This window comes from Rhodoferax sp., from assembly GCF_028715765.1.
In the GTDB taxonomy this organism is placed as follows: Bacteria; Pseudomonadota; Gammaproteobacteria; order Burkholderiales; family Burkholderiaceae_C; genus Rhodoferax.
This window is the reverse complement of sequence record NZ_JAQURE010000006.1, coordinates 97838-111801: the sequence shown is the minus strand read 5'-3', so window position 1 is coordinate 111801 and position 13964 is coordinate 97838. Positions and strand designations below refer to the sequence as shown.

The window sequence follows — 13964 nt, the reverse complement described above, 5'->3', positions numbered from 1 at the left end:
GAGGCCGAGCGCATGGTGATCAAAACCTGGTTTGAAACCGGCGCCAAGACCGACTGAGCCTTTGCCATGCCCTGGCGTGGCGTGGCATGAATACTGCAGTACCCAGGGGGTGAACACTGCAGCCCTTCCCCACCCACCCACGCTGCCTGAGCCTGGCGCGCCACAGCGCATCACGCTGGTGCGGCGCGACTACAACGCCTGGGTGGCTGCCGAAACGCTTGAAGACTACGCCCTGCGGTTCACGCCACAGGGTTTTCGAAAGTGGTCTGAATGGCGTGTAGCACAGACAGCGCTTGGGGGTGCTGCTGCGTTTTTGATACTAGAGGCGGTGGGTGCCACGCTGCTGGTGCAGTACGGGTTTGTCAACGCGTTTTGGGCGATATTGGCCACCGGGCTGATCATTTTTCTGGCTGGACTGCCCATCAGTATTTACGCCGCCCGCTACGGCGTCGACATGGATTTGTTGACGCGCGGTGCCGGCTTTGGCTACATGGGCTCGACCATCACCTCGCTGATTTACGCCTCATTCACCTTCATCTTTTTTGCCCTGGAGGCGGCAGTGATGGCCTACGCGCTGGAGCTGGCTTTAGGCATTCCGCCGACGTGGGGCTATTTGCTGTGCGCCTTGGTGGTGATGCCGCTGGTCACGCACGGGGTCTCTACCATCAGCCGACTGCAGGTGTGGACACAGCCGCTGTGGCTGCTGATGTGGTTGCTGCCGTTTGGCTTTGTGCTGGCCAAAGACCCGACCGCTTTTGCGGGGGTGATGCACTATGTTGGTGACAAGGCAAACTCACAAGCCTTTAGCTTGCCCTTGTTTGGTGCTGCACTGACGGTGGGGGTGGCCTTGATGACGCAAATGGGCGAGCAAGCGGACTACTTGCGTTTTATGCCCGCCCTGGCCCCTGCTAACCGGCGCCGCTGGTGGCTTGGCGTGCTGGTGGGGGGGCCTGGGTGGGTGGTGTTGGGTGTGCTGAAAATGTTGGGTGGTGCGCTGCTGGCTTACCTGGCCATCAGCCATGCGGTGCCGCCAGACCGGGCGCTCGACCCCAACCAGATGTATTTGGCCGCTTATGAGTATGTGTTTTCTGATGACAGCTGGGCGGTGGCGGCCACGGCGCTGTTTGTGGTGGTGTCGCAGCTCAAGATCAATGTCACCAACGCTTACGCCGGGTCGCTGGCCTGGAGCAATTTTTTCTCGCGCCTGACGCACAGTCACCCGGGGCGCGTGGTGTGGGTGGTGTTTAACACCTTGATTGCCTTTATGTTGATGGAAATGAACGTGTTTGCCGCCTTGGGCGACGTGCTGGGGCTGTATTCCAACATTGCCATTGCCTGGATGATGACGGTGGTGGCTGATTTGGTGATCAACAAACCGCTGGGGTTGAGCCCCAAAGGCATCGAGTTCAAACGCGCCCACCTGTACGACATCAACCCGGTGGGAGTGGGGTCGATGGCACTGGCATCGGTGTTGTCCATCACCGCGCACTTGGGTGCTTTTGGGCCGCTGGCTCAAGCCTTTTCAGTGCTGATGGCTATGGGCACGGCCTTGCTGGCCACCCCGCTGCTGGCTTGGGCCACCCGGGGCAAGTATTACTTGGCGCGGCCAGGTACCAACGACTTGCCCCAGGGCTTGCACACCTGCGTGATTTGCCAGCGCGATTACGAGAGCCCCGACATGGCGCACTGCCCGGCCTACCAGGGTCACATTTGCTCGCTGTGCTGCACGCTTGATGCGCGCTGTGGCGACCTGTGCAAACCCCACGCCAATCTGGGCGAGCAATGGCAGGGGCTGCTGCGCGGGCTGCTGCCGCAGCGCAGTTGGGTCCATCTGGACAAAGGGCTGGGTGATTTTTTGCTGCTGATGTTGGTCATCACCCCACTGCTGGCGGCCGTGTTTGGGCTGCTTTACCACCAGGAAAAACACGCCTTGACCGAGTCGATTTTCGATCTGGCCATGCGGCAAACCGCCATGAGTGCCCTGCAAGCCGGCTTTTGGAAAGCCTATGTGGCGCTGCTGTTGATTGGCGGGCTGGTGGCTTGGTGGGTGGTGCTGGCGCAGCACAGCCGCAAAGTGGCACAAAACGAGTCCAATCGGCAAACCCAGCTGTTGCTGCGAGAGATTGAGTTGCACCGCAAAACCGATGAAGCCTTGCAGTCCGCCAAGCGCGTGGCAGAGCAAGCCCGCCTGGCCGCGGACCTGGCCAACCAAGCCAAAAGCCGCTACATCAGCGCCATCAGCCACGAGCTGCGCACCCCTCTGAACAGCATTTTGGGCTACGCCCAACTGATGGGCGAAGACGCCAGCATTCCAGACCACCGCAAGCAAGCCGTGGCGGTGATCAAACGCGGCGGCGAACATCTGCTCTCGCTGATTGAAGGCACGCTGGATTTGGCGCACATTGAGGCCGGGCGGCTGAACCTGAACGTGAAACCCATGGCGTTTGCCGAGCTGGTCAACGACATTGCCAGCCTGTTTGAGCTGGAGGCGCTGGCCAAAGGCCTGTCATTCAGGTGCGAGGTCAGCGGCCAACTGCCACCGGTGGTGCGCGCCGATGAAAAGCGGGTACGGCAAATTTTGATCAACCTGCTGGGCAACGCCATCAAATTCACAGCGCAAGGCCATGTGTGCCTGCGCGTGCGCTATGCCCGGGAAATGGCGTTCGTTGAAGTCGAAGACACCGGGCCGGGGCTGACAGCCCAAGAGCTTGAACGAATTTTTGAGCCCTTTGTGCGCACCGCCAAAGCAGCTGCCACCGCAGGGGCTGGCATGGGCTTGACCATTGCCAAGATGCTGACGGATTTGATGGGCGGTGAGATGTCGGTCACCAGCACGCCGGGTAAGGGTTCGGTCTTTCAGGCCAAGCTGTTTTTACCAGAACTGCACCTGCCCGCCGCCAGCACTTTGTGGGCCAGCGGCACCCAACCGCAACACCGCATTTACCTGCGTCGTGCCCGGGTGGCCTATGCCGGTGAGCGCAAGCGCATTTTGGTGGTGGACAACGAGGCGGCCGACCGCGAGCTGATGCAGCAGGTGCTGCAACCCATTGGCTTTGAGGTGCGCACCGCCGCCAGCGGCCACGACTGCCTGGACTTGCTGGTGAGCGGCTATGTGCCCGATGTGATTTTGCTGGATCTGGCCATGCCCGGCATTGACGGCTGGGAAACCCTGCGCCGCATTCGCGAGCTGCAAACCCACATGACCAGCCTGCAGCCGGCCATGGCCATTGTCTCGGCCAATGCGTTTGAACGCAGCCAAAGCCACACCGAGGGTGTGCCGGCAGAAGACTTCATTTTGAAACCGGTTCGCCACAGCGACCTGCTTGACTGGCTTGAGCTGCGCCTGCATCTGAGCTGGCTCGACGCAGGGACGCAATCAGCCAAACCCTTGACCAAACCCGCCTTGGTGTACCCACCTGCTTCAGAGCTTCAGCCACTGCTGGATCAGGTCAATCTGGGGTTTTACCGTGGCATGCTCAATGAGCTCAGTCGCCTGCGAGCCGCAGACCCCAGCTACGCGCCATTTGTGACCCACATGCAAACACTGTCCAAACAATTTCAATTTGAAGCCATGCGTGACGAATTGAACCAAGTGATGCTGTCCGTCTGAACCCATTGCCCACTTTGCCCAACCTGCTCTCGCCCATGACCCCTGCCCTGACGCACTTGAACACCTCCCTGGATCGAGCCAACAGCAGCTTGGTGCTGATTGTGGACGACGTGCCAGACAACCTGAGCCTGCTGCACGACGCGCTTGAAGAATCTGGCTACACCGTGCTGGTGGCACTCAATGGCCCGGCGGCGTTGCAAACTGCCCTCAAAACCTTGCCCGACATGGTGCTGCTCGATGCCATGATGCCCGGCATGGATGGCTTTGAGGTGGCGCGTGCTCTCAAAGCAGAGGCGGCCACGGCACACATACCCATCATTTTCATGACAGGCCTGACCGAGACCGAGCACCTGGTGGCCGCCCTGGAGGCCGGTGGCATTGACTACATCACCAAACCCATCAAACCCAAGGAAGTGCTGGCACGCATGGCGGTGCATGTGCAAGGCGCGCGTGAAAAGCGTCAGGCACGCAATGCGCTGGACGCATTTGGCTACGCCAGCATCACCGTGCGCGTGGCGGATGGCCGACTGATGTGGCAAACCCCGCTGGCGCGTGACTTGCTGCAAAAATATTACGGCACCGACGCCCCCACCACCCCGATCCCGGTGCTGCAATGGCTGCGCCGCCATGTGACGCTGGGGGTCATTGGCATTGAGCCACCACGACTGAGCCTTGAGCAGGGCAGCACACGCCTGACGTTTCGCCTGCACCAGCAAATTGGCGACGCTGACGGTGGCGGCGACTGGCTCATCATCATGCAAGAGGTATCAGACCAAAGCGTGATTGAAGCCATTGCCCTGAGTTTCAAGCTCACCCCCAAAGAAGCCGAAGTGCTGTACTGGGTGGTCAAGGGCAAAACCAACCGCGACATTGGCGACATTCTGGGCAGCAGCCCCATGACCGTGAAGAAACACCTGGAGCGCATTTTTGCCAAGCTCGGCGTAGAAAACCGCACCGCTGCAGCCAGCATGGTGATGCGCTGCATTCGCCAACTGCAACCGCAGTTTGAGGGGTAAACCAGGCCAAAACCTCACTGACTTGGCCTGCGCATACAGGACTGCCAAGCGTTACTAAAGCAACTTACACAGCGACAGCTTTGATTGACAATGCAGATGTGTTTGACACTTTGCATTTTTAACTTTTGCCTTTGGAGTCTTGATGAATACCCTTGAATCTCAGCCCCATTTCACCGCTGATTCAGCGTTTTCACAACTGGTGCCAGCCCTGTACCAGGCACCTTGGCCAAGCGACGACATGCTGGAGAAGCTGCCTTTTGGACACGATTTAGCCGGTTTGGTTGACCACGACCGCGACCCCAAAGACAACCGCGACACACCCGGTCATGTGCGTGCCGTTGTCAAAAAAGCGCTGCAAATCAATGAGAACGGGTTGGGTGCCGTGGTGCCAACCGACAGCGATGAACTGCTTTATGAAATGGCCGAGTTGGAGTGCGATTACTTGGCCATTTACGAGTCGCCAGAGATGACGGCAAAGGGATGGTCAGCGGAAGCTGCCAAAGGCTACATTGCGGTGTGCGCGCTCTACCACGACATTGGCAAGGTGATTCAGCGCGACCGCCACCCCACCATTGGCTATTACCACCTGCAATACAGCGCCGAGCAGCCGGCGCTGCGCGGCATGTTTCGCACTGAACTGGACTACTGGCTGTTTTTGCACATCATCCGGTTTCATGATGTGTTTGGCGTGGTCAGCACCGGAGAGGGCTCGCTCTCGGCGTTGGTAGACCTGATCCCCATGCGTGAAATGTCTGAGGCCGAGCGCTTGGGCATATTGCACCTGTTTTTGCGCATCAACCTGGCTGACATCGCTGGCACTGTCCCGGTGCGTGAATCCAAAATTCGCAACATGATGAGTGACCTGCGCCGCGCAGCAGCTGCCATGCCAGCAGGTGGCAAAGGCACGCAACCCACCGAAGGTTTGGCGTTCAGAGAAGCTTTGATTGCAGCAGACATCAGCGTTGGCCGGGCTGTGGCACGCATCGGGCGCATGCTGGCTGAACCCGGTTTGCCAGAGTACCAAGATGTTGGGCTGGACATAGTGATTGAGCGTGAGCTGATGGCCATACAAGGCTCCAATGTGCGCCAATTTGCCAACACCTTCTCTCATGTGTGCAAGCTTGACTACCTGTTGCGCTTTGTGCGTGCCTTGCAAAACAATGCCAAAGAACAAGGCAAACCGGTACGCACTGTCGTGAATGCGTTTGTGGCTTTGTTGTGCCGGGTGGTGAACGAGTATGGTGACCTCACCTACCGATTGGGTGGTGACAGAAGGCGCATCGGCATTGCCCTGAAGGGCTGGACACGCGAACCCGGCACCACAACCAAGCTGTGCAACATGCTCTTTGACGACACTCACTTGGCCTTGCAGTGGGCCACCGAAGAAGCTACGGCCTGGTTTTACGACTGATTGTTTAGATGGCTCAGTCGCTCAAACTTGCACCGTGATGATGCGGTCAAATCCACTGATCTTGATGACCTCCAAGACCGTGGGTTTGAGCAACTGCACCACCAATTTGCCGCCTTTGGCTTTGGCCGCCTTGGCAACCACCAACAACACGCGCAGGCCAGCGCTGCTGATGTAGTCCAACTCCGACATGTCCATGGTGATGCTGTGAACATCGTCCATCAACAGCGCCATCAGGCTTTTTTCCACGGCACTGGCAGTTAAAGTGTCTAGCCGTCCAATGGCTTTGTAAGTGGCGATGGTGGTCATTTAAGCTCCTTTTCAACAATATGATTGTGATCTTATAGTAGCTTGCAGTCACTGCGGTATTCAAGCCAAGACCATTTCAACTTATGTCAGAGCAACTCACGCTTCAATGCAAAGCCACAGCCACAGAGTTGGCACAACTTCTTAACCAAGTGACAGGCTTGGGTCTGCGTCAAGGCTGGTCAGCGCAGGCAGTGGCTCAGGTGCAATTGGTCGTGGAGGAACTGGTGGTCAACATCATGAATTACGGCTCACAAAGTGGTGCTGAGACCCTGATTGAATTGACGCTGGTGCAAGAAGGCCAACACCTGCACCTGACACTTTCAGACAACGGCATGGCATTTGATCCTCTGCAAGTCAAAGCACCCGACTTGAGCACTGATCTGGATCAGCGACCGGTGGGCGGCTTGGGGATTTATTTGGTGACCCAACTGGTTGACGAGTTGAGCTACCAACGCGTCGGCTCATGGAATCGGCTTCAGATTCGCCAAACCCTCTTTGAGCATGGTGCTTAAAGTGTGATTTCAAGCCCGTCATAAGCGGTGCTGACCTCAAGCGCCGCACCAGTGCGGTAAATGGCTTCAAGCTGCCGTGTTTGTGCCAGAACTTCAGCAAGTTTGGCATCGTCATAAGCCGGTTCATGGTGAAACATGCACAGTCGCCGGGCGTTGGCGGCTTGGCAGAGCTCAATGCCCATCAAGTTGCTGGAATGGCCCCAGTCAGCACGCACCGAGATGGCATCAGCCAGCGAATACATGGCATCAAACACCACCAAATCTGCCTCTGAGAAAAATTTAACATACTCATCCAGCGAAGACGGGTCGTCTAACTTGTGCTCTGAATCGGTGGAATACACCATGGCTTTGCCATGTCGCTCGAAACGCCAGCCGTATGAATCGCCTGAGTGCAGTTGCAACAATGCCTGCACAGAAAAACCCGCAATGTCGTAACGCTGACCTGGCTGCAACACATCAAATTCAATGTTTGCACTTAACGCTTCAAATGGCACCGGGAAACATGGTGCAGACTGCTGGGTGCGAAAAGCCTGCTCTGCGTGGGCATGGCAGGTGTGAATAACGATGCGGTTGCCGGGAATGTAGACCGGTGTAAAAAAGGGGAAGCCCATGATGTGATCCCAGTGAACATGGGACATGAACACATGGTAAGTTTGCGGCACATGCGGTGGGAACCGTTTCAGGTAGTCACCCGCCAGTGGTCTGGCACCGGTGCCAAAATCCAAAAAAACATGTGCTGCCCCCTCTGACTCAAGCTGTACACAACTTGAGTGCCCGCCAAAAGTGCCTGAGATTTCAAACGGCAACTGGGTGCTTATGAAGGTCTCAACATCTTCTTGGCGGTTCAAACCATGGGTGACTGCCAATTGGAGAGCCGACACCAACTTGGCACGGGACTGTGCGGCGGTCAGTGAGATGGGTATTGAGCCACGAGTGCCCCAAAATCGAACTTTCATAGCGTGTATTTCATCTTATGAATCAACTGGTTTTGTGCGTGAACCGTGCAGCCAAATAGCTTCTGTAGCGCTGCATCAGCATGGTCAATGGGTAACAAAACAAAAAGAAACACAAACACGCGTACAGGTAAACCGGCAACATCAAACGGGTGTTGCCGGTGGCGTTGATGACTGTGTTGCAACGGCTCACCAGCTCACTGACGCCAATGATGGACGCGGTACTGGAAGCAATCACAATGATGAGCATGTAACTGGTCCAGTTGGGCAAAAAGAGCAAAGCGGCGCTGTGATCACCCATACGCCAAGATTTCAAGGCGTTGGTGAGGTTGTCAGAGGTAAAGCCGATCACCGCTATGGCCAAAGCCAAAGAGGCGTTCAACCAGCCAGGAAACCCCAGCAGCAGGGTTGTCCCCGGCAGCACAAATTCACTTGGCAACATGAAAGCCAGATAAAACTGGAACACGATGGTTGGCACATTGCGCGTGAATTCAGTCAACAGCAGGCTGAGTTTCACCCATGCTTTGCGCTCAGAGAGCCGTAACAAAGCCAGCCCCCAGCCCAAGCTGGTGCCCACCAACATGGCCAACAACGCTATCAAAATATTCAGGCCAAAACCGGTCAATAAAAATGGCGTCCAAACCCACAGTTCGCGCCAAACGGCTGCATCAAACAGTGTCATTTGACACTCCCAAGCAGTTTTTTCTCCAGAGCGCCAAGTAAACGAAATGTCACAAAAATCAAAATCAAGAAGGTCAACAACAGCACATTCATCATCAGCGTGACGTTGCCGTTGTCGGTCATGATGGTGGTCACGGCTGACAAAAGCTCAGGCACAGCCACCGCAGAGGCCATCATGGTGGCCTTTGACACATTGACCAATGCAGCAGTCACATGACCACTGCTCATGGCAATGACATCGCGCAGATTGGAGGCTTTCAGGTAAAAATCCGCCCGCTGCTGACGCTGCACCTCGGCCGCAAACAACAAGGCCGTCATCACACTTGAGCCGGTGTAGTAAGACAAACAGCCAACCACCACAGCAAAAGGTGACAAGCTGATGCCATAAGAAGCCATCAACGTGGACCCCACTCCAAACAACACCAGGTACATCACCAGCAAAGGGGGCGTCATGCGCCCAACCACACTGGCCATGCGGATAGTGCGGCTGATGCCCCAAAGTCTGGCCTCAGACACCATGGCACCCAGCACGCCAAAGCCCAAACTGGCCACCACACACAACACCATCAGCAGCACTGTGGTTGCCAAGCCCTTTAAAAAACGCTCGCGGTCGTAGTCGTCATAGACCAACGTCAAATCCATGCCCGTGTGTTCTTTGACCCAAAGGCCAAGGCGGCGCAAACCGCTGACATCCGCCGAGTTCAAAAACACCGGGTTGCGGCACAAACTTGGCCACTGCCCAGCGCTGTCGCGCTGACAAAGGCTATTGCCTGCTGAATCTTGCTTGGTCCACAGCGCATGTGCTTCAGCCAGAAATTTGGATGGCAACAAGCCCCATGCTTTTTCACGCTCAATGGCAAACCCGGTGCGATGCCAATCGGCGACCGCATCGCCCAGCACGCGTTCAAAGTCTGTGCCCTGCTCACGCTTGGCAATGGCAATAGCCCAAGGGGTGCCCAGCACCGGTGGTAAAGGTGCCTTGTAGCCCGACCACTCAGGCAAACGCAGGTCGCCTTGAATGGCGGTGTTGTCAAACAGGTAGCCAATGCACCGCTTGTCTTTGACCGCCAGCTTGGCGTCTCGAGCTGAGTTGAACATTTGCAAATCCAGCAAATAGCGCTGTGCCATCACCCGATTGAAATAGCTGCCTTGGGTGGCGCACACTTTCTTACCCCGGGTCTCGGTCCAGTCAGCGATGTATTGGTCTGGAGCCATGAACAGTGTCACACCAGACGAGTAGTAGTTAGGCTCAATCATGGTGACCATCTTGCGCCGGTCTTGCGTGTCTCCGGTGGTGGCCAGCACCATGTCAATGCTGCCTTCCTCCAGCTTTTGCAAGCGGTTGGCACCCGAAACACCCACCTTGACCAAAGTCACACCGAGTCGCTTGGCAATGTCCTGCGCCAAGTCGTGCTCAAAGCCTTCGGGCTGGCCAGCCGCATTGAGTTGACCAAAAGGTGGGTAGTCGGTTTTCACACCCACAATCAATTGACCACGCTGTTTGATCATGGCCCATCTTTCGCTGGCGCGTACGGGCTCTTGTGGCGCGGCCTGCACCACAGCTGCCAGCAACCAGCTGCACAGCATCAGCAGCGTTGCTATGCGGTGTCTCAATGTCTGTGAATTCATATGCGCTTTGCCACTGCTCGGATGCCGTAGCCAAAAAAAGCCGGCAAATAATGTGAAAGCTTGGCATCCAAAGCGCCAAGCCAGGCATGCTGGGTAATCAGCCATTCGGGGAAGATACTTTCTGCTTCCACCTGTGTGACCTCGAAGCCCGCAGCCAAAAGCTCAAGCTGCAAGGCCCGAACGGTAAAAAGATGGTAAAAAAACTGATGCTCCACACCTGCAAGCTTTCGGTTAAAGACAATGTTGCCAGGCTCTGCCTGCAAACCTTTGGCCTGCCCAGTCCAGCGCATCCAAGCTGCTTTGGCCAATTCAAAAGGTCTGCGCCGCCACAGGTTTGGCACAGTCAGCAGCAGTTTGCCGTCGTCAGGCATCAGTTTTCTCAGTTGAAGCAATGTCTTTTGCCGAGCTTGTTGACCCCCTACATGGCTTAAGACGCCAAACAACATCAAGACCATGTCATAGCTGCCACTGTGGTCTAACACTGCACTTTCCCCATGCAGGAGCCGCACACGCGCTTGCCCATTCAATGGCTCAAGATGACTTTTAAATTCGGCCAATGCAGTTTCAGAAATGTCGTAGCCCGTCAGTTTGGCTTGCGTCATGTGCAGCAAAGCCAAGGCATAACGGCCATTACCACAACCAAAATCCAGAATGTCTTGCGCTTGACCCGCCCCGTGTTTCAGCAAAAAATGCAGCGTGGCCTGATTCGGTTGGGGGTATCTTTTGACATAGTCATGGCTGGCGAAATAATGGTCATACAAGGCCTTCATGGCCTGATTCACCTGCCGACTGCTGGCATCCACGTCAAGCTGTGTGGGCTGTGGAGCATTGTTCGATGCAGGTGGAGTTTCAAAGCGCATGATTGAAGATATAAGGTCTACAAACATTCTAGGGGCGTGGTGGTTGTGACTTGATCGCCACAATACCAAACGCCACTGGCCTTGCGCTGCCAAATCTGCTCTTTCTCTTTCAAGTAAGCGGTGGGCGGAACGCCCCATTGGGTCTCTAACTCACGCAGCAGCCCACCGCGATGCCAACTTGCGACCAGTTTGGATAGTCTTGCTTCAAACCTGCTGCCACGCTCGGTGGGCGCAAGCGCCATCGACCATGGCACGTTGTACAAGGTGTCTAAAGGCATTTCAAAGTCTTGCGCCCACATTGGGTTTTGCAGCATGGCCACAATCGCAATGTCGTCATGCAGAAGCGCCTCACAACGCCCGTCGCGCAGGGCTGCAAACGTCAACTCATTGCCATACAACGCAATCAGATCCGTGCCATAAGTGACTGTGACCAACCGGTTATAGAAAGCCCCCCGCCGACCACAAACTCGTCGGTTTCTGAGCTCGCTCCATTGCTTGAACCCTTGTGACTTGCGTGCCAGTAAATTGACCCCCGAAGAATAGTAATGCGGCTGAACCAGCGTCATGCTGATGCGTCGCTGAGGGGTATCGGACAAAGTGGCGATCAACATGTCAACCCGGCCACTGACCACGGCCTCTTCACGCTCTGAAGTTTGCACCCCCACCAGTTGCAACTTCACACCCAGCTCTTGTGCCACCAAGCGCGCTAAATCTGGCTCAAACCCCTTGATCTGTCCGCTGGCCGGGTCCAGCATGCCCCACAGTGGCACATCTTTCTTAACCCCCACAATCAGCTCGCCACGCGCCATGATGCGGTCAAGGACATCTGCATGGACAGAAGTTGCCAACACCAGGCTCAGCAAGAGCCAGCCCATCATGTCTTTGAATAAGCGGCTGGGCAGAACTTTCGATTGAAACAAAAAAGTTGTGTGCATGGTGATTACACCTCGGCTGTGGCACGCGCCACGTCGTCAGTGCCATAGTGCAGCGCCACACAAGTGATGTCATCAGATTGCGGCGCACCGGCAACAAATTCGTCCACGGCATGAACTACCTGGTGTACTGCGGCTTGGGCTGTCAACGCAGACTCAGCGGCAAACACACCTGGCAAGCGTTCTTGGGTGAATTCTTCGCTGCTCAAGTTAAAGGCCTCGGTGACCCCGTCGGTATAAACCACCAACACATCGCCAGGTTGGAGTTGAACCTGATGCTGTGCAAACACTATGCCGTCTGCCACACCCAGGGCAATGCCGTCTGTGGTGGGCAAAAACTCACTGGTTCCAACCGCATGCGTGAGTAGCGGCGGTGGATGGCCGGCATTCACATAGGTCAGTAACCCAAGCTCAGGGTCAAACTCGGCATAGAACACGGTCACAAACATGCAAGTGTCGTTGTCCTCACACAAGGCATCGTTCACTTTGGCAAGCGTCAAGCCAGGGGTATGGGTATGTTGAATGGCAGTGGCTCTCAGCAAGGTTTTTGACACCATGCCAAACAAGGCTGCAGGCACGCCTTTGCCGCTCACATCAGCCACCACAAAACCAAATTTACCGCCATGGAGTTGAAAGTGGTCATAAAAGTCGCCACCCACTTCTTTGGCCGACCGCATGGTGCCCCACAACTCAAACTTGCTGCTGCTAGGCCAATGGCGGGGCAGAATAGCCTGCTGCATGTTGGCTGCAATATCGAGCTCTTGCCGCAATGACATCAGCTGCAGAGACTCGCGAAATGCTTTGGAAATGGTCTCAAACCAGGGTCGCCAGGCAAAAGGCACCACGGGCATGGGTAAAGGTTTGAATTCAGATTCTGCTGCCAAGTGCTGCACCAGCTTGGTGGCAGGCCCGACAAACTCACGCGCAGTCACCAGGTACATGACGATGATCAAACTGCTCAACCCAAGAAACATGACCAACATGGCACCGCCGTACTCTGTGAGCAACTTCACCCAAATCACCCGACTGGGCACCACATAGATCAGTTGCCAAGGCGCAGAAACAAAACTGTGTTTGATCAGCAGGTGGCCAGCCACCTCAAAAGGCTGATGCTCTGGCAAGTCACGAAGCGAGCCCAAAGCTGCAACCACCTCAGCAGGCAGCAGTTGGTTGATGGATTTGGTGGTTTGCTGATCCATGGCAGACTTCGCCAAGTCAGGGTGCGCCAACACCGTGCCAAAGGCATCCACCAGCAGCACAGTGCCAGGCTGGTAGCCAAAGTCTGCATTGATGCGGTTCAAATAATCCAAACTGGTTTCAATGCTGACAATGCCCCGGAAGTCATCTTTGCTGTAAATAGGCGCTCCCGCTGGCACCAGCAGCCCCACATCTTTGCCGCCAAAGTGAACCGGCCCCCAATATTTTTCACGATTGGGGTTGTGTTCGGGCTTGCCCAGCTGCCACAGTGGGCTTTCGTACCAACTTTGGTTAAATTGGCGTTTCGACGAACTTTGCCATGGCGACAAGGTGGCAAAGTTTTCTACCGAAACAAATGACGCCTCAGCCGCACTAGGCAAATTAAAAACAATAGAGAAAAATGTCTGATTCAGGCCAAGCGCCATATTGACATCTTGGTAAAACAACGAGGTGCGCCCAGTGAGCGACCCCAGCCCGGTCAGGTTACCGCCCAAATCACGGTCAGGCATGGCATCCAGATTAAAACCGTCAGCACCACTGCGCTCTCGAAGGTAGGGAAACAAGGCATGTGCACTGGCGGGCGTGCGCCCAACCGCATCGTCATGGGCATGCGCTGTTGTGCGCAAAGACTCCAAGTAATCCATCGATGAGCGCAAGATGAACTCAATGAACTGACTGTGCCGCGCCACGTGTCCCTGAATGCTGGCCAACTCTTGCGTGTGTTTGACGTTGATTTGCTGCAAAAAAAAACCCAAGAACCAGCACCATGATCGCCAAAAAGGCAGCGCCCACCACACGATTGAAGTTTTTAAAAAAATTAACACCAGCGGCTGGTTTGCTGTCTGACTCTGTCATCT

11 protein-coding genes are annotated in these 13964 nt (G+C 55.8%); 4 read left to right on the top strand and 7 right to left on the bottom strand.

Translation table 11 applies throughout. From position 1 onward, the window contains the following. The first annotated feature begins 109 nt into the window (after positions 1-109). The 3 genes from PHT20_RS04035 to PHT20_RS04025 all read left to right on the top strand — a co-directional run bounded on the left by PHT20_RS04035 (position 110) and on the right by PHT20_RS04025 (position 6037). On the top strand, positions 110-3610 hold the full coding sequence (locus PHT20_RS04035) for an ATP-binding protein (RefSeq protein WP_301019538.1): 3501 nt from the start codon (positions 110-112) through the stop codon (positions 3608-3610). Between the two features lie 35 nt (positions 3611-3645). Beyond that, the gene (locus tag PHT20_RS04030) at positions 3646-4626 is read left to right on the top strand and encodes a response regulator transcription factor (protein WP_300088040.1); all 981 of its coding nucleotides are present in this window, start codon (positions 3646-3648) and stop codon (positions 4624-4626) included. A 142-nt stretch (positions 4627-4768) separates the two neighbouring features. Next, positions 4769-6037: an HD domain-containing protein gene (locus PHT20_RS04025; protein WP_301019537.1), complete on the top strand. Its 1269-nt coding sequence runs from the start codon at positions 4769-4771 to the stop codon at positions 6035-6037. A gap of 21 nt (positions 6038-6058) precedes the next feature. On the opposite strand, the gene PHT20_RS04020 is transcribed toward PHT20_RS04025, so the two are convergent. Further along, positions 6059-6343, bottom strand: a complete 285-nt coding sequence (locus PHT20_RS04020; RefSeq protein ID WP_300087903.1) for an STAS domain-containing protein — start codon at positions 6341-6343, stop codon at positions 6059-6061. An 83-nt stretch (positions 6344-6426) separates the two neighbouring features. On the opposite strand from PHT20_RS04020, the gene PHT20_RS04015 reads away from it, so the two are divergent. Then, entirely contained in the window at positions 6427-6855 is a 429-nt protein-coding gene (locus PHT20_RS04015; protein WP_300087905.1) for an ATP-binding protein, read from the top strand. On the opposite strand, the gene PHT20_RS04010 is transcribed toward PHT20_RS04015, so the two are convergent. The 6 genes from PHT20_RS04010 to PHT20_RS03985 are packed head-to-tail and all read right to left on the bottom strand — an operon-like array spanning position 6852 to position 13862. Then, a complete protein-coding gene (locus PHT20_RS04010) occupies positions 6852-7811 on the bottom strand; it encodes an MBL fold metallo-hydrolase (RefSeq protein ID WP_300087907.1) in 960 nt (319 codons plus the stop codon). The two genes, PHT20_RS04015 and PHT20_RS04010, sit on opposite strands and share 4 nt — an antisense overlap. 22 nt (positions 7812-7833) lie before the next feature. Next, a complete protein-coding gene (locus tag PHT20_RS04005; RefSeq protein ID WP_300087909.1) occupies positions 7834-8490 on the bottom strand; it encodes a polar amino acid ABC transporter permease in 657 nt (218 codons plus the stop codon). Continuing rightward, entirely contained in the window at positions 8487-10118 is a 1632-nt protein-coding gene (locus PHT20_RS04000; RefSeq protein WP_301019536.1) for a transporter substrate-binding domain-containing protein, read from the bottom strand. The genes PHT20_RS04005 and PHT20_RS04000 overlap by 4 nt, the downstream gene beginning before the upstream one ends. Beyond that, complete coding sequence (locus PHT20_RS03995; RefSeq protein ID WP_300088636.1) at positions 10115-10978, bottom strand: class I SAM-dependent methyltransferase; 864 nt, start codon at positions 10976-10978, stop codon at positions 10115-10117. Before PHT20_RS03995 ends, PHT20_RS04000 begins: the two co-directional genes overlap by 4 nt. 17 nt (positions 10979-10995) lie before the next feature. After that, positions 10996-11913 (bottom strand): transporter substrate-binding domain-containing protein, encoded by a 918-nt coding sequence (locus PHT20_RS03990; protein WP_301019535.1) that lies wholly within the window; start codon positions 11911-11913, stop codon positions 10996-10998. Between the two features lie 5 nt (positions 11914-11918). After that, positions 11919-13862, bottom strand: a complete 1944-nt coding sequence (locus tag PHT20_RS03985; RefSeq protein WP_301019534.1) for a SpoIIE family protein phosphatase — start codon at positions 13860-13862, stop codon at positions 11919-11921. Between the last annotated feature and the right edge of the window lie 102 nt (positions 13863-13964).

Bases quoted from the DNA above. Each gene is read 5' to 3' on its own strand.
- PHT20_RS04000 (WP_301019536.1), bottom strand. From the start codon at position 10,118: ATGAATTCACAGACATTGAGACACCGCATAGCAACGCTGCTGATGCTG.
- PHT20_RS04005 (WP_300087909.1), bottom strand. From the start codon at position 8,490: ATGACACTGTTTGATGCAGCCGTTTGGCGCGAACTGTGGGTTTGGACG.
- PHT20_RS04010 (WP_300087907.1), bottom strand. From the start codon at position 7,811: ATGAAAGTTCGATTTTGGGGCACTCGTGGCTCAATACCCATCTCACTG.
- PHT20_RS04025 (WP_301019537.1), top strand. From the start codon at position 4,769: ATGAATACCCTTGAATCTCAGCCCCATTTCACCGCTGATTCAGCGTTT.
- PHT20_RS04030 (WP_300088040.1), top strand. From the start codon at position 3,646: ATGACCCCTGCCCTGACGCACTTGAACACCTCCCTGGATCGAGCCAAC.
- PHT20_RS03995 (WP_300088636.1), bottom strand. From the start codon at position 10,978: ATGCGCTTTGAAACTCCACCTGCATCGAACAATGCTCCACAGCCCACA.
- PHT20_RS04020 (WP_300087903.1), bottom strand. From the start codon at position 6,343: ATGACCACCATCGCCACTTACAAAGCCATTGGACGGCTAGACACTTTA.
- PHT20_RS03990 (WP_301019535.1), bottom strand. From the start codon at position 11,913: ATGCACACAACTTTTTTGTTTCAATCGAAAGTTCTGCCCAGCCGCTTA.
- PHT20_RS04015 (WP_300087905.1), top strand. From the start codon at position 6,427: ATGTCAGAGCAACTCACGCTTCAATGCAAAGCCACAGCCACAGAGTTG.